Genomic DNA, 19,455 nt, shown 5'->3' with positions numbered 1-19,455 from the left:
GAGACAGACATGGCCAACCTGGCCGACGAATACGGCACGGACGTCGAGATCTACATCAAGGCCCTGACGACCACCATCCACGCCGACACCCCCACCGGCGCCCCCGCCCAGCTCCACGACCTGCTGGAACAGCTCGGCCTCGAACGCCACGAATACCCCACAGGCGTGCCGCTCTACATCTGGCACACCGTGCCCGAACACCTCGATGCCGCCGAGCAGAAGCGCCTGGCGACCCGCGCCATCCCCGCCCTGCTCCTGGCCGGATACGAGGTCAACTGCACGCCCGGCGTCTTCGACGAAGCCGCCTACCGGCAAGCCGTGCACAAGGCCCGCACCCGTGCCGCCCGTCCCTCCACGCAGCATCCGCCACCGGGCAGCTCTCCCTCGCACCCCGCACCGGCCCGGCGCACCCCGTAAGACCGCCCGGGCGGCCCCGGCACTCCGGGGCCGCCCACCGCACCACTCAATCCCGGAGAAACCCGTAGCAGCCCGCACACCCCCGCCGATCAGCCACCGGCTCAAACCCCGACTCGCGACCGCGCTGTTCCGCCGCTACCTGCGCGCCTGCACACCGCTCGGCCCGGACCGCGTCTCCCTGCTGGCCAGCACCCGCCCGGAAACCGTCCTCGCCGAGACACTGCGCGTCGGCCACCGCCACCACCACTGACCGTCCCCCTGACCCGGAGGAGCATGTCCCACCCCGCCCCCCATCCGATGAAACTGGCCGACGAGATCACCCGCCGGCTCGGTCAGCTCTCCGATCACCTCTCTCAACTACCCCCCGCCCAGGCCGCGCAGGTCATCGCCCGCGTTCTCGACCCAGAGACCGGAGTCCTCGGCGGTGTCACCCAACTCGTCGCCACCGGCAGCGTGTTCGCCAAGGACCAGGCCGAGCGGGGATTCCTCCCCGCAGAGGTGTGGCTCGCTCTGGGCCGCGCCTCGAACGAGCTGTACGACATCGCCCTCGACCTGGACGAGCACAAGGACACCCTCAAGCACGCCGGCACCCAGCCCGCCACCCGTGCGGCGAAGCCCCCGGCACCCGCACCGCTCGTCATCCGGCGGCACCGGTGAAGAAGAAGCAATGGCAGGGCTGGGGGCCGGGCGAACAGGCCGAGCAGCACTACCTCGTCCAGCCCCGGGCCCTCGCCGGCGGCGGCGACGTCCGCCACGTCGCGGCGTTCCTGCGCGCCTCGGGATGGCGGGACAAGTCCAAGACGAACGGCCCCCTGCTCATGGGGAGCCCCGACCGCACCGTCCGTGTCGCCTACGACCCCTACGTCCTTCCCGGCGGGTGGACCATTCACGGCAGAGCGGACGGCCCCAAGGGCGAGTGGACGGCGCACCTGGGCCGGCAGACCCCGGTGGAGATCGTCGCCGGTCTGACCGACGCCCTCACCCGCCCCCACTCCGCCCACGCGCCCAACGTCTGGGCACCGTTGGAGGAGCAGAACTGGCACACGCGTTTCGAGGGCGAGCACTACACCGCGACCAGCCCTGACGGCACCGCGTGGATGCAATACCACCACAGCCCCGACGGCACGGCGATGTGGTGGACCGGAGCGAAGGACAAGCAGGGCAACGGGTGGACGGCCAACTTCACGCCCAACACCCCGATGCACCTGATGCAAGCCTTCTCGACCGAACTCGCCAGCCCCGATCCCGTGATGCGCCCGCGCGGACGCGTACCGCACAGCGCGCAGATCCGCACCTGGTCAGTCTCCGTCAAGCCCTCCCAGCTCGGTGCGTGGCAGCAGGCCCGGATCACGGCCGCCCGCGCCGCCACCTGGGCCCAGGGCAGCGCCCGAAGCACCCGGCCACGCACTACCGCCCGTCCCTACACCCCGGCCGACGGCGCCCGGACCCGCCGCTGACCCGACGCCCCGTCCCAAGGAGCCCGATGCCCGCACTCACCCCGGACACCATCCACACACTGACCGAAACGCTGTCGGACCTCACCGACTACCTGCGCGAGAACCCCGACCCCGTGGAGGCCCTCGCCCTCGTCGAGCCTCTCCTCGACGAGTACACGGGCCTGCCCGTCCAACTCGCCGACACGCTGCGCGCCCTCGCCCGTGCCCTTCACAACCACACGGACGTCCCGCGCACCGCGCAGATCGACCTTCTGATCACCGAGTTGCGCACGGCCGCGTGGGAGCAGACCGACCAGCACACCCTCCACTACGTCCTGGACGACCTCCGCGACCTGTACGGCAGCGCCGGCACGAGCGAGCCGGGGTACTGCCGGTGCCGCTGAGCGAACGGCAGCTCGCCGCGTACGCTAACAAGCACGCCGGGCGCATCCCGTTCGACACCAGCCCCCGCCACCTCGCCGGCCCCGGAGACGCCCGCCACGTCACCCACGGTCTGGCCGCCGCCGGATGGAGCGCCGTCTCCGACCCCCTGAGTGCCGAGATCGTCCTGCACAGCCCCGACCTGCGCCACCGCCTCCAGTTCGACCCGCAGTCCGCCACCTCCGCATGGTGGCGGCTGCGGGCGGAGCCCACCGACACCGAGCCCGGCTGGTACGCCGAATTCGGCGAACTCGTGCCCGCCGAGGTCCTCGCCGGCTTCACGGACGCCCTCATCGCTCCGCCGCCGCAGGAGGCGGACCCGTGGCAGCCGGTGACCGTGGCGGGCTGGCACCGCGCCTCGAAGGGCACGGCGCATTCACCGGACTCCATGTGTCACGTCGAACTGCGCTCGTTGCGCGAATTCAGCGCCGGGCCGTCCTGGCACGTCGAGACCCGTGAGCCCGACCGCGGAAAGTTCCGCGGCCCGAGCATCTGGCACGCCTACCTCGACGAGCGCACCCCCGCCCGTCTGGTCGGATCGTTCCTCACCGCACTGACCGACCGTAGCCCGCTCCAGCGCGGCATGTATGACCGCACCGGCCACTACAGCGCCGTGCAGACGCCCAGTGCGCTGCGCCCGCAGCAGGTGGTCGACGCGCACACCACCCGTATCGACTCCCTCCGCGCACGGGCACGCTCCACCCGCCGTCAGTAGACGAAACCCGCGACGGCCCCGGCCCCGGCGAACGTCGGCGCAGCCCAGCCGACCGCTCGCCGCTGAACCGACAGGACTCCACCTCATCTCCAGCGACCACCACGCACACCGCGACTCCCTCCGGCACCTCGACGACTATCTGAACGACAGCAAGAAGATCCTCGACGCCTGGGACGCCTACACCGACGAGCACACCGACCTCGACGGCTGGCCCCACGACGACCACGCCTACGGCATGCGCGCGAGCCAGCGCGACGCCGACACCCTCACAGCGTTCGAGCCGCTCCGCTACGGCGCCCGTCACCTGCTGGCCACCGCCGAAACAAAGCTGGCCCAACTGCCGCAGAACACGGTGCAGAGCCGCTGGGTCTACCAGTTGGGCGTCCTGCGCGACGCCCTCGACCGGCTCGACGAACTGCACGAGCGGTGGCTGGCCACCCAAGACGCCCTCCCCACCACCGCCAGGCCCGGCACCGCCGACTTCGACGACCCCCTCGCCGAGCATCACGCCGAATCATGGAGCTACCTCGACGACTGGGCCACTCACGGCAAGACGCTCCGGGAGATCAACTCCGCTGCCCGCAAGGCCCGTTCGCCTCTGGCCCCCATACCGCTCCCCGCACCTCTCCGGCGGACTGCGGCACGGAAGTGAGCATGCCCCCGGCTCCCGAGACCGTCGAGGTCGACTTCATCACACCGCGGCACCTCGCCGGCCGCTGATCCGGCCTGGATCACCATCCCTCTCTACCGTGCCTGCCGCTGAAGTCATGGCAACGACCCCCTCCTGCCGCGCGTCCTGCTCGCCAGCCCCGACCAGAAGGCCCTCCTGCGCCTGGAACCCGATCCCGACGGACAGTGGTGGACGTTGAGCCACGCTGCGGAACCGGACCGTCCCGCCTGGTACGCGAGCTTCGGCGCCCGCACGCCCGTCGAACTCATCGCCGCCGTCACCGACTCCGCCTCGACAGCGAGCGCCCCCTGCGACCCGTACGAACCGCTGCGGCAGATCGGTTGGTCACCGTACGGCGAGAGCGGCCTCATATCGCCCGACAATGCGACGTACGTCGAGCGCCTGGGAACGCTGGATGATCCGGGAGCCTGGTTCGTCACCGTCACGGCCGGCCTGCATCAGAACGTGTGACAGGCCCGCTTCGGCGAGCACGCTCCCACACGCCTGGTCACCGCGTTCACCGCCGCGCTCGCCGATCCGGCCCCCGTCGCGCGCACCGGCGTGGCGGAGTTGCACACCCGAGGGGAAACGTCCGAACAGGGGGCGGGGAGCGGGGTAGCTAGCGCGCTACATGGCGTGACGGCTAGCTCTCCCCATAGGACACCACCTAGCGCGATTACTAGCCCTTTACCTAGCGTGCAGTGGTCGACGGTCTTGCAGGTCCACCAGCTCGCCAGCCGAGCCGAACCCCGTGCGCAGTTGGCCGACCCACGACCCAAACGTCGTCACCCGCCGGACCACAGACGTGCTCGCCGAACTCGTAGCCGGGGCGCTGGAAGAACGCGTCCACACCCTCGCTGCCCGGCGCACCGTCCCGCCGACCACACCGATGCCCTCGGCGCCTGCGCCGGTCAAGAACGGCCGCAGTCGCTGATCCCCACGTCCCCGCCCGGAAGCACGTAGCCCTTGCCCCCTTCCTCCTCCTCGAACAGTTCCACCGACGGTTACGACCTCGTTCTGCGCCTCCTCCTCGGCGTGCTCGCAGTCGTCGTCCCCTTCGCCCACTTCGCCTGGCTGTCGGGCAACATCACCGCCTACCTCACCGGAGCCGACTGGGCGCCGTACCAGCCGACCGCCGCCCTACTCCACCCCGAGCAGGTCTGGCCCGGTACGGGAGAAACGTCCCTGCTGATCGGCGCCCGCATCGTGCCCGTCCTTCTACTCCTGGCCCTCGCAGTGGCGGGCGGCGTCGTATGGGCCCGGCACAAGAGCCGCAGCGGCGGCCGGGAAAAGAAGATCGCAGACATGGCCAAGGCCCGGGACATCGAGCCCCTGATGGCCAGGGCGATCACCGACAAGGCCCGCTCCCTTCGGCCGAGTCTGAAGGACGCCAAGAACATCGACGCGAAGGACACCGGCATCCTCCTGGGCAACCTGCAGGGCACCAGGCACGAGGTGCGCATGGGGTTCGAGGACGTCGCCGTCGCGATCATGGCGCCCCGGTCCGGCAAGACGACCTCGCTCGCGATCCCCTCCATCCTGCACGCCCCGGGCCCGGTGCTGCTCACCAGCAACAAGGCCGCCGGCGATGCCTTCACCACGGCCTACGAAGCGCGGGCGAAGACGGGACAGGTGTGGACCATGGACCCGCAGCAGATCGCCCATGCTGCCCGCGAGATGTGGTGGAACCCCCTGGCCGGCGCGACCACCCTGGACGGGGCGAACCGGCTGGCGGGCCACTTCCTCGCCGCGAGCGTGGATGCGTCCCAGCAGGGCGACTTCTGGTCCAAGGCCGGCAGCAACATCCTGTCCCAGCTGCTCTTGGCCGCGGCTCTCGACGAGCGGCCGATCACCGACATCATGCAGTGGCTCGCCTTCCCTGCCGACCGGACCCCGCTCGACATCCTCCGTGATCACGGTTTCGCCGCCGTCGCTGCGCAGTTGAAGGGCACCGTGGAGGGGCCGCCCGAGACCCGCGACGGCATCTACGAGACCGCCCGCCAGTACGCCGCCACGCTGCTCAACTCCGAGATCGCGGCCTGGGTGACGCCGCAGAAGGGCGTCCCCGAATTCCAGCCGGCGCAGTTCGTCACCTCCACCGACACGCTCTTCCTGCTCAGCAAAGACGGAGGCGGCGGCGCCTCCGCGCTGATCGCGGCGTGCGCGGACTCGGTGATGCGCGCCGCGACCGCCCAGGCCGAACGCGCCGGCGGACGGCTCGACCCGCCCATGCTGGCGATCCTCGACGAGGCCGCCAACGTGTGCAAGATCAGCGACTTGCCGGATCTGTATTCGCACCTCGGGTCGCGCGGGATTATCCCGATCACGATCCTGCAGTCCTACCGCCAGGGCCAGAAGGTCTGGGGTGACGCCGGCATGGACGCCATGTGGTCCGCCTCGACCGTGAAGGTCATCGGCTCCGGTATCGACGACCCCGACTTCGCCGACAAGCTCAGCCGCCTGATCGGCGACCACGATGTCGAGACCACCTCGACCTCCCACTCGGAGTCCGGCAAGTCGACCTCCGTGTCGATGCGGCAGGAGCGGATCCTGCCCCCCGACGCGATCCGGGCCCTGCCCAAGGGCACCGCGCTGTGCTTCGCCACCGGCATGCGGGCCGCGATGCTCGACCTGCGTCCCTGGTACCTGGAGCCCGGCGCTGACGAGCTGTCCGCCGCCTCCGACCGTGCGTCGAAGGCCATCACCGCCCGCGCCATAGCCAAGCACGCATTCCAGCAGGGCGACTACGACACGGCCGCCTAACCGCGCTGCGCCACACCCCCAAATCACGCTGACCGCACCACGACCCTCCGGACCACCATGGCCCTCACCGATCACCACGACATCTTCATCGGCTCGACCGGCGACGGATGGACCTTCCTCGTCCTCAACCGCCCTCTCCGCAACGCCGCCCGCATCCTGACCGGCGCGGGATTCACCGCCCGCGAGCACCAGGGCCGCACCCTCTACCTCCTGCCGCCCGAGGCTGCCGAGGACGCGCACGAGCGCGCCGGTGTCGCGGCCTTCGGGCTCATGGCCCACACCCTGGACCTCGTCGGCCTGGCCTGGACCACGCGCCAGCACGGCGCAAGCCCGGATGCCCAGCCCGACGTGACCATCCGCTTCACCGAGCACGCGGTCGCCGCGACCGCGGCCACGGGCCAGGCCGGCGCCGTCCTCGTTCCAGACGACACCGGTGCCGAAGATCACGGACAGCCAGTACGCCGTCCTCGCCCGGTTGTCCGCAAGTGGCGGCACCCGTTACGTGATCAGCCGATACGGCGTGCTCAAGGCCATGGACAAGGACCGGGCCACCGTGAACGTCGCCACCCTCAACGCCCTGATCAAGCGAGGACTCGTCGAGGTGGACACCACAACATCCCTGCACCAGGGCCAGCGCCTCCACGTCACCGCCGCAGGCCAGCGTGCCCTCGCCCAGCACAAGCCCGCCGCCATGCCCGCCCGAACAGCGGCCGTGACGCCTCCTGCGACCAAGCAGGCCGCCGTGGGACGCACGCGATAACCGGCTTCGCCCTGACGGACCGCGTCCTGGTCAGCCCCGTCTACCTGGCCGGCCCCGGCGACTCCACTGTGGCACGGCCGCCCGCCGTTGCTGCCCCCGCCGTCACGCCGGGCCCGCGCCACTGAACATCTCCGCCGCCGGGATCCAGCGCGACACAGCTACCGAAGGCCACAGCTGTACGGGCTGATTGGCCGGCCCTCTCGTGGCCGCCTCCTCGCCATCCGCCCGACCCAGTACGGCGGCAAGCGCAGTGCGGTGCCGGACGGGCGGTTCCACCGCCCCGGCGCGAACGCCGAACGGCAGCCCCCTACTGATCCCCGTTTGGGAGTCCTACCTGTGCGCAACCCACCCTTTGCCACTCAGGTGTTGTCGGTCTCCGCCGCAGACGGCACGCGTCTGTCCGCTTACCGCGACACTCCGGTGCACCCACGTCCCGGCGGCGCGACGGTCGTGCTGGTGCACGGCGCGTCCGTCACCGCGGACCTGTGGCGTGTCCACGCCCGGCATCTGACCGGTCTGGGCCTGAGCGTCGTGCGCTACGACCAGCGCGCGCACGGTCACACCCCGCGCGGCCAGGCACCGCTGACGATCCGGCAGCTCGCCGACGACCTGCACCAGATCCTGACCCACCTCGTCCCCGACGGGCCGCTCGTGCTCGCCGGCCATTCCCTGGGCGCCCTCGTCCTGCAGGAGCTCACCGCCCTGCACCCCCAACACCAGGCCCGCGTAAGGGGCATGGTGCTGCTGTCGGCCACCGCACGCGGGGCGAGCGTGCTGCCCGGCCGCAGCCCGCGTGCCCTGCTTATGGCCACCGGACGCAGCCTGTTCGCCCTGACCTGCACCCACGCGCCCCAGGCCGTGGACCGGCTGCGGCACCGGCTGCCCACCACACACCCCTACAGCCTCGCGCCCCACCCTGATCGGCCGGCCGACGGGCCACCGCCGTGCCGCCACGGCATCCGCCACACCCCCACCCGCGATCTCGCCGACCTGTGGCAGTGCCTGCGCCGCTACCAGCCGCGCGACGCCACCATGCTCAACCAGCTCGGCGACCGGCTGCTGCTGATGGCCGGCGCGGACGACCGGCACATCCCCGCCGCCCACACCAAGCAGCTGGCCGCCCAACTCCCGGCCGCCCGCATGGAGATCCTCCCCCGCACCACGCACGCGCTGCCCATCCGCCGCCCCGCGCTCATCAGCGACCGCATCGCCCGCCTCGCCGCCGAACCCGGCCCCCACCCTCCTCACCCCCAGGACCGATGATTTCCGAACTCCCTGCTTTTCGAGCAATTTCACTAGGCGCCGGCATCCAGTCCAGCGCCATGCTCGCCCTCTCCGCACAAGGCATACTCCCGAAGGTCGACTACGCAATTTTCGCCGACACGGGCTGGGAACCAAGAGCCGTTTATTCCCATCTCGACCGGCTGGAGCGAGAAATAGCCAGACCCGCAGACATACCCGTTCTCCGCGTATCCTCCGGAAACATACGCAAGGACGCCCTGGACCCCGACCACAGATTTGCGTCAATGCCGCTCTACGTCCTGAACAAGGACGGAAAACCCGGTATGACCAGGCGGCAATGCACAGGGGAATACAAAATTAAACCGATCAAGAAAAAGGTCCGCGAACTACTCGGCTACCCCTATCCGACACGCATCCCCAAGGGCGTCTTCGTCGAGCAGTGGGTCGGCATCTCCACCGACGAATTCCACCGGGCCAAGGACGCCGACGTCAAATATATGCGCAACCGGCACCCGCTCATCGACATGGGCTGGTCTCGATCCGACTGCATCCGCTACCTGACGTCGCTCGGCCTAACCGACACCCCGAAATCGAGCTGCCTCGGATGCCCGTTCCACGGAAACGCCCAATGGCGCAACATCCGCGATAACTCCCCGGCGGAATGGGAGGACGTGGTGGAGTTCGACGCGGCTATACGCAAGGGGAACGCCCGCGCCAACGCCACCGGAAACCGTCTGCTCGGTGAGGCGTTTCTCCACCGCTCCCGCGTCCCGCTCAGCGAAGCCCCGATCGATCACGTCACCGCCGCCGAATGGGCGGCGATGCAGCAAGAACTCACCGACAGCGGACCGGACCTTCAGGAGCTGGAGCAGGGCGTCGTCGACGGCTGTTCCCCGTGGGCCTGCCGCGGTGAAGTCGAGCCGGTACAGGACGACTTCGGACTGGCCTCTTGACCATCCTGGACCTGTTTGCAGGACCGGGGGGATGGAGCCACTCGCTTGACGTCCTCGGCGTACGGGACGTGGGCCTGGAATGGGACGAGTGGGCCTGCAAAACCCGTGCGGCAGCAGGGCAGTTGACCATTCGCACCGACGTGGCGCTGTACCCCGTCTGGCCCTTCCTTGGAAAAACCGTCGGGCTCATCGCGAGCCCGCCCTGCCAGGCATGGTCCATGGCTGGCAAGCGCCTCGGCCTGGTGGACCAGCCCTTGGTTCACCAGGCGGTCGCCGACCTCGCCACCGGTCGCGACACCCGCGCACAGCTCCTGGCCGCCTGCCGTGACGAGCGCTCCCTGCTGGCGGCCGAGCCGATGCGCTACCTGCAGGCCCTCAACACAGTCGGCGAACCGGAGTGGGTGGCCATGGAGGAGGTCCCCGACGTGCTGCCGCTGTGGCGCCAGTACGCGGCCGTCCTGCGCGGCTGGGGGTTCTCGGTCTGGTACGGGATCCTCAACGCCGCGGACTTCGGCGTTCCGCAGACGCGGAGGAGGGCGATTCTGCTCGCCTCCCGGGTCCGTACGGCACAGCCTCCCACGCCGACGCACTCCCAAGTCGCTGAGCCCGAATCGTTGTTCGGTCCGGGCCGCGCCCGCTGGGTGAGCATGGCTGAGGCGCTCGGGTGGGGCGCGACCGACCGGCCCGTCCCCACCGTTTGCGCTGGCGGCGGACCCGGCGGCGGGCCCGAGCCTTTCCCTTCGGGCTCCCGAAAGACGCTGTCCGATGCCCGGGAGCGCGGCACCTGGATGCCGCGACCGGCTGGAGTGGTTCTGCAGGCCCGCCGCGAAGGCGCAGGGTGGGCGGCGCGGCACGGCACCCGTGAGAACCGTGCCGACAGCGCTCCGGCGCCGACGTTCAGCACCGACGCCCACCGTTGGTCTTGGTCACTGCGCAGCAACAACCAGGCCAACGCCACCATCCGGTCCATCGAGGAACCGGCGGGAACCCTGTTCTTCGGACACCGCGCGAACGAGTGCACGTGGGTCGCAGAACCGGCCGCTGCGCCGACACAGGACACGGAAACCCCCGCTAGGCCGGAGCCGATCCGGATCACCGCCCGCGAGGCGGGCCTCCTGCAGACCTTCCCCGCCGACTACCCCTGGGCCGGCAACAAAGGCCAGGTCTTCAGCCAGATCGGCAACGCGGTCCCTCCATTGCTCGCCGGCCATCTCCTCGCCCCGCACCTCGACGTCACCCTCGACCCCGACGACTTCACCCTGGCTGCCTGATGCCCCACAGCCCCGAATGCGACGAAGACGACCTGCCCGACACGCATCCGCCGCAGCCCGTGCGCTACGCCGAGCAGGCCCTCCTAGGTGCCCTCCTCCTCGAGCCGCATCGGCTCGGCAGCGTGACCGGGATTACCGCCGACTCCTTCTCCACCGCCGCGCACGCCGCTCTGTTCGCCGCGATCAGCGCCCTGCCCCGGCCCGATCCGGCCGAGCACGCGAAGAACACCAAGTGGCTCGACCAGGTGCTCGCCGCCGGCCGCGAGCAGGCGCGCGGCCTGTCCGTCTCATATCTGCACACCCTCATCCAGATCTGCCCCTGGCCCCGCCACGCGCCGGCCTACGCGCGGATGGTCGAGGCCGCACACGCCCGCCGCCGTCTGGAGGCCGCCGCGGAACGCCTCGTCCAGACCGTCCACGATGTCTCCCTCTCGCACCCCGTCCAGACGGTGCTCGCCGAGGCCGACGCGCTCGCCGCGGTCGTGGACGAGATCGCGAGCCGCTTCCCGCCGCGCGCCGGCGTCCTGCCCCGTACCGTGGCACCGCCGCCGACCATCGCGCCCGACTCCACCGAGGCGGTCGAGGAGGAGCTGCTGTTGCTCGCGACCGCCACCGCGCGGCCCGCAGATATCGAGTCCGTCCGGTGGCTGCTTCCAGAGGACTTCAACCGGCCGCTGCACGCCGGGCTGTGGCAGTGCCTGACCGCCCTCGCTCGCCGCCGTGAGCCCGTCGACCCCGTCACCGTTCTGTGGGAAGCCCAGCAGCGCGGTCTGCTGGACGACGGAAGTGAACCGGGCGAGGTGCTCCGCCTGCTGGCCGAACCGGCCGGGTCCGTGGAGCACTGGGGCGAGCGGGCCCTGCAGCGTTCCCTTCTGGCCACCGCCGAGTACACCGGCCGGCGCATCGAGGCGTACGCCGGCGACCCAGTGAACACCCCGTTCCAGCTCGTCGTCGGCGCCCGCCGCTCCCTCGCCGACATCGGCGCCGTCCGCACCCGCTGGCAGCACGCCACCGGAACGGTCCCGCCGCAGCGACCGCGCCCGGCGCCGACCATCCGTGCCGGCCCGCCGACCACCACGGCCGCGCGCACCGTCCGCGCCGCGCGAGCTACCCGATAACCCCCGAATACGCCGGTGGCCGGACCCGAAGGCCCGGCCACCGGCAGAAGAGACGACACACCAACGTGACTCCCACCATCGACGCCCACGTCCGCCTCGACAGCCACCCCACCCATCCCAGCGCCGTGACCGCCGTCGTGACCGGCGCCCAGGCGCACATCGCCCACCTGGGCCTGGAGGCAGCCGACTGGGCCGTCGTCGCTGACAACGTGCTGGTCCTGGTCCGCATCGACCATGAGGAGTCTCAATGGAGAAGTCAAGCTAGCGGGACGGGGTTCGGCCCTGTGCCTCCGTTTGACGCAGTCCCGCTCCGGACTCAGGGTGGAGTGAGAGGCAACTGAGAGAGTTCCGCTCCCAGCGAGGGGCTTCGAGATGCCACACACCGATCTGGCTGATGGCCGCATTCGTGTCATCCACCCCAGCGCCTACGAAGTAGCCGCTCCAACTGCCAGGAAGCGGCGACAACGCGTGGGTGGGGAAGCCAACCGGCGGACCGCCCGAGCTACTGAACCTCTGTTGCAGGCTTTCAAGGAACAGCTTGAGCTCGTCGAGGAAGTCAACATCACTCCAAGCCCGCAGGCGCCGACTGCCGGCCGACGACGGCCGACACGGCGTGGTGGAACCCTTGGCATGGATGTGTATGTCGCAGATATCGAGGACGCTGTCGTCCTTCTAGAACAGGATGGCGTCTTTTCATGGCAGCTGCCTTCGAGTCGCGAACGATTCTCCCTGACAGAAAAACAAAGAAAAGGTCGAATAGTACCGCCGTCCGGCCAGCGGATTCATTTTGAGTTCGAGGTGAAACCGGACACGCCCGCGCGCCGGACCGCCGGACCTCAAGAATACCGCCTAGGTCCCATCGGTGATTTCGCCCTCGGGTACCTTCGGGCATTTGTTTTGAAGTTCACCGCTAGGGTTGTAGCAGGCCAGGCGATGTCCTTCCTGGAGCGGAACACCCATCGCGGTCTAGTGGCAATCCCTTCGCCGGAAATCGAGACGTGGCACACCATTGAGGATATTTCACAGGTACATCTTCCTGCCGATCGCAGTCCGCGCTTGCTGCTGCTTATCCATGGCTGCTTTTCGAGTACCGTAGGCAGTTTCGGAATACTGGGCGCTACCGAGTGGGGACGTTCATTCGTGACTGCGGCGGTTCAGAATTACGACGCAGTTGTGGGGTTCGACCATGCCACGCTTAGCGACGACCCGCTTGAGAATGCGGCAGATTTGCTGCGGCGGTGCTCGCTAGGGAGCGGCAAACTCGCACCTACGATAGACATCGTGTGCTTCAGTCGCGGCGGTCTCGTGGCACGCAGTTTCGTCGAGCAGCTTCTTCCTGAAGCGGTTCCACCCAAAGCTAACGTGGGGCGTATAGTTTTTGTCGCAGCAACTCATAGCGGAACTCGCCTCGCAGAGCCAGATAATTGGAATCGACTCGTCGATCTATACACGAACATCGTTGCAGGTATTTCCAGTGTAGTCTCGTTGATGCCCCACGCCGCCGGCATCCCGACTATCATTTCTGGCCTGCTTCAGAGCGTCGGAGCATTTGTTAAATATTTGGTCTCCTATGCTGTTGCCGACAATGTCATTCCTGGGCTATCGGCAATGGAGCCTGGCAGCGATTTCGTGCGTACGATAAATGAGCTGCAGACTGGTGAGCGTGAGTCGAGAACAGATTGGTACATAATTTCATCAGACTTCGAGGCAAAAGTGTTCGGTGACGGTCACGAGCCGAAAGAATTCCCGCTGCGGCTTGCCGTCAATCTGGCCGAAGGCTTCGTTGATCAACTCATGAAGGCTCCGAATGACCTCGTGGTGGACAGTTCGTCAATGCTCGGCACGGGCGTGCGTACTGGAGCACACATCAAGGACGTGTATGACTTTGGCACGAATAGTCAGGTCTATCATCTTGCCTATTTCGGTCGACCTGAGGTCTGCGGGGCCCTCGGGGAATGGCTTGGCCTCTCCGCTGCTTCAGAAAAGCCTGTTGCAAAAGTAGAATCACCCCCCCTGCCCACGCTTGTCGGTCCTGATGTGCCTCAAGTCGTCGACACCAACATTTCGGTGGTCTCGGCAGTGGACTCAGCAGGAAGCGTACGCCGGCAGATGAGGAACTCTCTGTACGACTATGCGGTCGTAACGAGCGAATCCGCCGAATTGGAGCCAGGTGGATACTATGTCTATATGGCGGAGGACCTCGGGTCACGCCTCGAGGGGGTGGAATCAAGAACGAGTATCGCTGATGCACTGAAACTCGACACAGAGCATTCCGCAGTTGAGGTGGACCTAGTGGAGGCAGAGGCCGGCGAGTTGCGTTACGGGGACCGCCCTCAGGTTGTTACGGACTATGAGACACCAATTGGCGTCGTGGCGGCCAATACCCAGATAGCATCGAGTGATTCCTTGGGGCATGGGCAAATAGCAGGGCTTGGTTTCATGCCGAGGCGAACGGCCGGTAGTGGCGAGGGCGCGCGCGCCGCGCCAATACGAGGAAAACGCCGCCCTATTGGCTCCACAGGTCCACGGCCAAAAGGCGGGCCCCGGCGCATTCCGCAGAGCGACGAATCTGAGTCGGATCTTGTAAAAGCGTACGTTCGCGCAGAAATGCCGGCCAGCGTGAAAGTTGATGACACGGCCACAGTGGCGTGTGCAGTTTCCCGCCATGACCTAAAGCGGTGGGTCAGGGACATCGTCACTGAGGCGGGTTACGCAGAGATTTTTGAAGAGGAACCGCTCGCTCTTCAAATCGTACCCAAGGCGAACGTCGAAGTTGTCGGGGAGGAAATTCAGCATGTACAACTTCCTGCTGCGGGGCAAATTCTTCAACTAGAGTTTCAGGTGCGCCCCACTCAGGCGGGGAAATGCGAGGTCTGGTTGGAAGTTCGCCAGGATGCGACAGTCCCTCTGTTGACTCTTCGACTCATGGCGAAGGCAACCGCGAGAGCTCGGCGCACCCAGAACTACACTGCTGCCCACGCAAGCGTGCCGACAGTAGGCCCAGATGTTGGCGAGATTCAGTTGCGCATTATCGAAATGGAGAGAGGGCTCGATACGATATTCCGCTATGAGCTGTCTGCTACGACACTTGGCATCCTCACGCCTCATCACGATTCGAAACCCATTCGAGATCGCGCATCATTTGTCGCGCGCATGTATCAGTCCATCGAAGAGCGCTGGCTCGATACACGAGAGGATGCAGAATCCTTCGAGCAGGAATTGAGGGAGTACGGCGGAGAGCTCTTCGATGAACTTTTCCCTAGGGATTTCCAGAAGATTCTTTGGGATAATCGAAAAAGACTTCGCAATGTGCTGATAATTTCCGAAGAGCCATTCATCCCATGGGAGCTAATCCATCTCAAGCGACCTGGTGGGGCGTTGCCGAAGGAGACTATATTCCTCGGACAGTTGGGAGCCGTCCGTTGGCTTCGGGGTGGCGGTGGAGGTGGGGGGTACCCGCCGAACTGTATCTATGCCCGCCCGGGCCGCGTGCTGTACCTCGTTCCGGACTATCCACACCCGGAATATGCTCTCACTGATACCCGAGCTGAGGCGACATTCATTGAGCAGCATCTTGGCGGGACCGAGGTTGGGAAGTCGGCCAACGAAGTTCGCCGTGTGCTGGGTGGCGGGAAATTTGACGTCCTGCATTTTGCAGGGCATGGTCAGGCAAGCAGCGCCAACATAGGAGACTCCAGTATCCTTCTCGCTGGCTATTGGCGAGGCAGGGATTATGTACCTTCTTACCTCACTGCAAGGACTGTTCGGAACCAAGCGAACTTTGACAGGAAATGTGGCCCGCTGATTATACTTAACGCATGTCAGGTAGGCCGTCTAGGGCACAGCTTGACCAGCATGGGCGGGTTTGCTGAAGCCTTTCTTGCGCGGGGAGCATCGGCCTTCGTTAGCCCGCTATGGGCGGTAGGCGACGCACCTGCACGGACCTTCATTGAAGCGTTCTACAGAACGTTGCTTGCAGGGAAAACAGTCGCAGAGGCAGTGACGGCTGGGCGCGATAAAGCACGCCGTGCGGGGGATGCAACTTGGTTGGCATACGCCGTGTACGCAAACCCCCGGGCGACATTGCATACTTGAGTTGGGTTGTGTTCTCCTCGCTCACCGGATGCGGCTCACCGCACCCACCCTGCATGTCGTGCCACGCAGGCGTATTGATGGCCCGGAGCTTGGGTCAACTGCCCGTCCTCTTCCTGCACAATGACCAGTGCTCCGCTGTCGGTGTAGCGTCGCGACATCCAAGCCACGAGGCGGCGCCGGTCTAAACACATTCGACCAGCCCACTCGTAGGCGCGCTCGGCACGAAGCCGGTCCCGACTACGTACTGCTGGACGGCACCCTCGCGGAGTGCGACCGGGTCGGCGACAGCCTGGCCGACTACTTCCAGGCACTGCCGGCACGGAATGAACTTACAGGTGGTGACCATCCGGCTGGGCAACTGCTGTGAATCCCGCCCGCTCTCCTGGCCTGTGCCCACGACCTGACGGCCGCGCGCGCTCGCCGGATCATCCGGGTCTACGAATGCCAGGGTGCCCCGGTCCTCGCCAACCCAGGCTTATGTGGGGGCCAGCTCGTGGAGGGACACCCCCTCAGACGCCCCCGGGCTGCGAACTCACGCTGCCACCCTCAACCGTGCACTGTCTGCGGCATAGGCACCGGCCCAGCGCGGCATCGCACGACTGAAGTCCTGGCGCACCTTCCGCAGGTCCCGGCGCAGCCCTAATCGAATGTCGTCAATCGCCGCAGCCGTTCTCATGCTGGAGCGGCACCGCTGAGGGAGCTCCCTACGTTGTTCTGCGGAACCGGAGGGGTCGGGCTGAAGATTCGGTTGTCTCGTAGGAGGGCCCAGAGCACGCTGACTCGCCGTCGTGCCAGGGCGATGACGGCCTGGACGTGCTTGCAGCCCTCGCCGCGCTTCTTGAGGTAGAAGTCCCTGCTAGGGCCCTCACGGATGATGCTGGTCTGTGCAGACAGATAAAAAGTCCTGCGCAGGCGGCGGCTGTAGCGCTTGGGACGATGCAGGTTGCCAGTGCGACGCCCCGAGTCCCGCGGCACGGGCACCAGACCGGCCGCAGAGGCCAGGTGGCCGGCGTCCGCGTAGGCCGACAGGTCGCCAGCGGCTACGACGAACTCTGCACCGAGTATCGGGCCCATACCGGGCAACGACTCGATGATTTCCGCCTGAGGGTGGGTGCGGAACGCCTCGCCGATCTGCCGATCGACGCGCTTGAGCCGGTCGTCCAGGGCCAGGATCTGAACGGCCAGTTCTGTGACGATCTGGGCGGCAACGGCCTCGCCGGGCAGTGAGGTGTACTGAGCCTGAGCAGCGTCCAGGGCGGCGGCAGCGACCGTGTCAGCGCTGCGAACACCGCGGTTGGCGAGCCACGCCGTCAGCCTGGCCCGGCCTCGGCGGCGGATGTCGGCGGGAATCTGGTACCCCGTCAGCAGGATAAGGGCGCCTTTATGGGCCGAGTAATCGAAGGCCCGCTCCAGTGCGGGGAAGGCGCCACTGAGTACGTCACGGAGCCGATTGATCATCCGTACTCGATCGGCAACCAGGTCCGACCGGTGCGCCGTCAGCAGGGCAAGGTCAGCGCCCAGCTGCGCAGGCACCCTGATGATTGCGAAGTCCTGGCGGTGGCGGATGGTTTCAGCGATTACATAGGCGTCGCGTGCATCGGTCTTGCCTTCGCCTCGGTAGGCGCCAGCCATGCGGCTAACCGTGCGGCCGGGCACGTAGACGGCCTGCTGGCCATGGGCGGCGAGCAGGGCCAGCAGCAGGGCGGAAGCCGTTCCGGAGATGTCCACCGCCCAGCGGACTTCGTCCGCCAGGTCAAGAACTTCCCCGAGGGCCGCGAGGATGGCTGTCTCATCGTTGTCGATCTTCTTCGACCACGTGGTCGCGCCGGTTTCGTCGACTACCGCCGCCCAGTGGTGGCCCTTTCCCGCGTCGATCCCGCACCAGGCTTGGCTAGGTCGCTCATTCAATTGCCCGCTCCTCGTTCGGCACAGCATGCTCTGAGCCCGAGGAACACCCCGCTGTCCGCTCCGTAAACAGCGACCGCACAAGGCGCGCACATCTCAATCAGCAGCCAGGGCGCCCCAGAGAGCCGGACGGCCACTCCTCGCTAGCCACTACTGGCAGGCCCTACTCAGCCACATCCGGCCCTCCCGGACCGCCTAACAACTTACGGAGCCCTACTGGGCGCAGGACGCGGCCGAGCACCTGTCTGCCGAAGGCATCGCCGTCGAGATCCCCCCTCGGCTCCGGGAGGCCATTGACGAAGAATGGACCTGGGCCAACTACCCGATGCCCTGGTGCACCCGCAGCGAAATCCGCGAGGTCTCCAACGAGGCCCAGAAGATCAACGACGACATCCGCCACGGCCAACTTCTCATCCACGCCGACGCCTACGACGGCCACACCACCGTCGCGGTCGGCACCTACCTCGGCCGCAACGGCAAGTCCGTCTACCTCCACGGCGAGGACCACCTGCGGCAAATCGCCGACGCCTTCGACTCACCCGCTGGGGCCATGGTCGCCTTCGAGAAGATCCACGGCGCCGAGATGCGCCCCGGCCCGGCGCCCTTGACCGACCCCGAACGCGCCGCCGCCGAAGCCCGCACCCCACTCGCCTGCACCGCAGCCAAGCCCGAACCGGGCCGCCCGGAGCCGGAGACCGTCCCTGCCTACCTGGCCGACGTCGGCGACCACGACGACCTCCTCGACGCCTTCCTGGATGCACACAGCGACTGGGAACGCTGGCGGACCTGGTCGGACGAGACGACCCACGCCATCCACGAGTCCCAGACCCTGCGTATCGAGCACATCCACGAAGCCTCTGCCCACGACACCGCATGGACCGTAGCCGCCTACGAGACGCCCGTCTCCGACCGCATGTGGGTTTTCACCGCGACCGGCGCCACCCCCGCCCCGGTACTGCAGAAGCTGCTGGACCACCTCGCCGACGACGACGGCTGGGACACGGCCATCGGCGCCCCGGTAGACGAGAAGAGGGTCACCGCGGCCACGCAGCCCCTATCCGACGCCGGCTGGAAGCACACCCTGGACGGGCGATGGATCCGCTGGGCATCCCCCGCCGGGGACGCGGGCGTCCAGTTCGACGCCTTCACCGCGCAGCATCCGAGCCAGAACGTGGACACCTGGACCGTCTGGGCTGGCCCCGGTCCGGACCGGCCCACCTGGGCCATCACCGCGTCCCCGCACACCCCGAGTTCGCTGCTGTCCGATCTCTCCGAGGCCCTCGCCCACGAGACCGGCACGCGCCAGGCTCAGGCTACGGGCCGCGGGCCCAGTACCAGCCGTGCTACCGGAGCGCTGGCTCCTCCGTCGGTCGCGGCCAACCTAGCCGCCAGCCGTTCACGCTGATCACCGGCGCAGAACGGGGCAACATAGCGCGGGATCGCCGGTTGGCCAAACCGGCGATCCCGCGCATCATCGATAGTCCACCGCCACGCCCTGCCCGCACCTCGAGAGGTTCCACCTACGACCACAGACACAACGGAAGCGCCGTTCCGCCAAAAGGCCGGAGCGGAAGCCGATCACGCCGCCGCGTAGCTTGCCCGAAACAGATCCTGCGCCCGCTCCACGTCCCTCGACATACGAAGCTGGACCTCAAGATCACCCGTCCGG

At 67.5% G+C, this 19,455-nt stretch carries 17 protein-coding genes and 2 pseudogenes; 17 read left to right on the top strand and 2 right to left on the bottom strand.

Annotation, left to right across the window (positions count from 1 at the left end; all coding sequences use genetic code 11):
- Nucleotides 1-9 precede the first annotated feature (9 nt).
- From HW837_RS18250 to HW837_RS48675, 16 genes and pseudogenes are all read left to right on the top strand, one after another.
- On the top strand, nucleotides 10-417 hold the full coding sequence (locus HW837_RS18250; RefSeq protein ID WP_013001060.1) for a hypothetical protein: 408 nt from the start codon (nucleotides 10-12) through the stop codon (nucleotides 415-417).
- Nucleotides 418-690: 273 nt separating this feature from the next.
- Nucleotides 691-1,074 (top strand): hypothetical protein, encoded by a 384-nt coding sequence (locus HW837_RS18245; RefSeq protein ID WP_037729850.1) that lies wholly within the window; start codon nucleotides 691-693, stop codon nucleotides 1,072-1,074.
- Nucleotides 1,071-1,874, top strand: a complete 804-nt coding sequence (locus tag HW837_RS18240; RefSeq protein ID WP_060883441.1) for an SPDY domain-containing protein — start codon at nucleotides 1,071-1,073, stop codon at nucleotides 1,872-1,874. The genes HW837_RS18245 and HW837_RS18240 overlap by 4 nt, the downstream gene beginning before the upstream one ends.
- Before the next feature lie 26 nt (nucleotides 1,875-1,900).
- Nucleotides 1,901-2,257, top strand: a complete 357-nt coding sequence (locus HW837_RS18235; RefSeq protein ID WP_013001063.1) for a hypothetical protein — start codon at nucleotides 1,901-1,903, stop codon at nucleotides 2,255-2,257.
- Nucleotides 2,248-3,009 (top strand): SPDY domain-containing protein, encoded by a 762-nt coding sequence (locus HW837_RS18230; RefSeq protein WP_060878361.1) that lies wholly within the window; start codon nucleotides 2,248-2,250, stop codon nucleotides 3,007-3,009. The genes HW837_RS18235 and HW837_RS18230 overlap by 10 nt, the downstream gene beginning before the upstream one ends.
- Nucleotides 2,921-3,661, top strand: a complete 741-nt coding sequence (locus HW837_RS18225; protein ID WP_225615457.1) for a hypothetical protein — start codon at nucleotides 2,921-2,923, stop codon at nucleotides 3,659-3,661. Before HW837_RS18230 ends, HW837_RS18225 begins: the two co-directional genes overlap by 89 nt.
- A 213-nt stretch (nucleotides 3,662-3,874) precedes the next feature.
- Nucleotides 3,875-4,150, top strand: a complete 276-nt coding sequence (locus HW837_RS50060; RefSeq protein WP_013001066.1) for an SPDY domain-containing protein — start codon at nucleotides 3,875-3,877, stop codon at nucleotides 4,148-4,150.
- Between the two features lie 33 nt (nucleotides 4,151-4,183).
- Nucleotides 4,184-4,642, top strand: a complete 459-nt coding sequence (locus tag HW837_RS50055) for a hypothetical protein (protein WP_308057809.1) — start codon at nucleotides 4,184-4,186, stop codon at nucleotides 4,640-4,642.
- Between the two features lie 3 nt (nucleotides 4,643-4,645).
- Entirely contained in the window at nucleotides 4,646-6,442 is a 1,797-nt protein-coding gene (locus HW837_RS18215; protein WP_060878362.1) for a type IV secretory system conjugative DNA transfer family protein, read from the top strand.
- Between the two features lie 433 nt (nucleotides 6,443-6,875).
- Nucleotides 6,876-7,202 (top strand): helix-turn-helix domain-containing protein, encoded by a 327-nt coding sequence (locus HW837_RS18210; protein ID WP_060878363.1) that lies wholly within the window; start codon nucleotides 6,876-6,878, stop codon nucleotides 7,200-7,202.
- Nucleotides 7,203-7,622: 420 nt separating this feature from the next.
- Nucleotides 7,623-8,465 (top strand): alpha/beta fold hydrolase, encoded by an 843-nt coding sequence (locus HW837_RS18205; protein WP_231885024.1) that lies wholly within the window; start codon nucleotides 7,623-7,625, stop codon nucleotides 8,463-8,465.
- Between the two features lie 59 nt (nucleotides 8,466-8,524).
- Nucleotides 8,525-9,397 (top strand): adenine nucleotide alpha hydrolase family protein, encoded by an 873-nt coding sequence (locus HW837_RS18200; RefSeq protein WP_173402976.1) that lies wholly within the window; start codon nucleotides 8,525-8,527, stop codon nucleotides 9,395-9,397.
- Entirely contained in the window at nucleotides 9,394-10,668 is a 1,275-nt protein-coding gene (locus HW837_RS18195) for a DNA cytosine methyltransferase (protein WP_060878364.1), read from the top strand. The genes HW837_RS18200 and HW837_RS18195 overlap by 4 nt, the downstream gene beginning before the upstream one ends.
- Complete coding sequence (locus HW837_RS18190; protein ID WP_086786384.1) at nucleotides 10,668-11,786, top strand: DnaB-like helicase N-terminal domain-containing protein; 1,119 nt, start codon at nucleotides 10,668-10,670, stop codon at nucleotides 11,784-11,786. Before HW837_RS18195 ends, HW837_RS18190 begins: the two co-directional genes overlap by 1 nt.
- Nucleotides 11,787-12,158: 372 nt before the next feature.
- Nucleotides 12,159-15,881, top strand: a complete 3,723-nt coding sequence (locus tag HW837_RS18185) for a DUF7379 domain-containing protein (RefSeq protein WP_079158162.1) — start codon at nucleotides 12,159-12,161, stop codon at nucleotides 15,879-15,881.
- A gap of 223 nt (nucleotides 15,882-16,104) precedes the next feature.
- A pseudogene (locus HW837_RS48675) lies at nucleotides 16,105-16,576 on the top strand (transposase family protein); the annotation flags it as partial.
- Here the strand turns inward: HW837_RS48675 and HW837_RS18180 are convergent.
- A complete protein-coding gene (locus HW837_RS18180; protein ID WP_060878366.1) occupies nucleotides 16,554-17,789 on the bottom strand; it encodes an IS110 family RNA-guided transposase in 1,236 nt (411 codons plus the stop codon). The pseudogene HW837_RS48675 and the gene HW837_RS18180 sit on opposite strands and share 23 nt — an antisense overlap.
- 322 nt (nucleotides 17,790-18,111) lie before the next feature.
- Between HW837_RS18180 and HW837_RS18175 the strand changes: the two genes are divergently transcribed.
- Nucleotides 18,112-19,191 (top strand): DUF317 domain-containing protein, encoded by a 1,080-nt coding sequence (locus tag HW837_RS18175; RefSeq protein WP_013001078.1) that lies wholly within the window; start codon nucleotides 18,112-18,114, stop codon nucleotides 19,189-19,191.
- 173 nt (nucleotides 19,192-19,364) lie between these two features.
- Here HW837_RS18175 and HW837_RS50365 read toward each other — a convergent pair.
- Nucleotides 19,365-19,451: pseudogene (locus HW837_RS50365) on the bottom strand (transporter); the annotation flags it as partial.
- Nucleotides 19,452-19,455: the final 4 nt, after the last annotated feature.

It is taken from the genome of Streptomyces caniscabiei (assembly GCF_014930365.1).
Classification (GTDB): Bacteria; Actinomycetota; Actinomycetes; order Streptomycetales; family Streptomycetaceae; genus Streptomyces; species Streptomyces caniscabiei.
The sequence above is the reverse complement of the archived record's forward strand: the minus strand, read 5'-3'. Positions and strand labels throughout refer to the sequence as shown.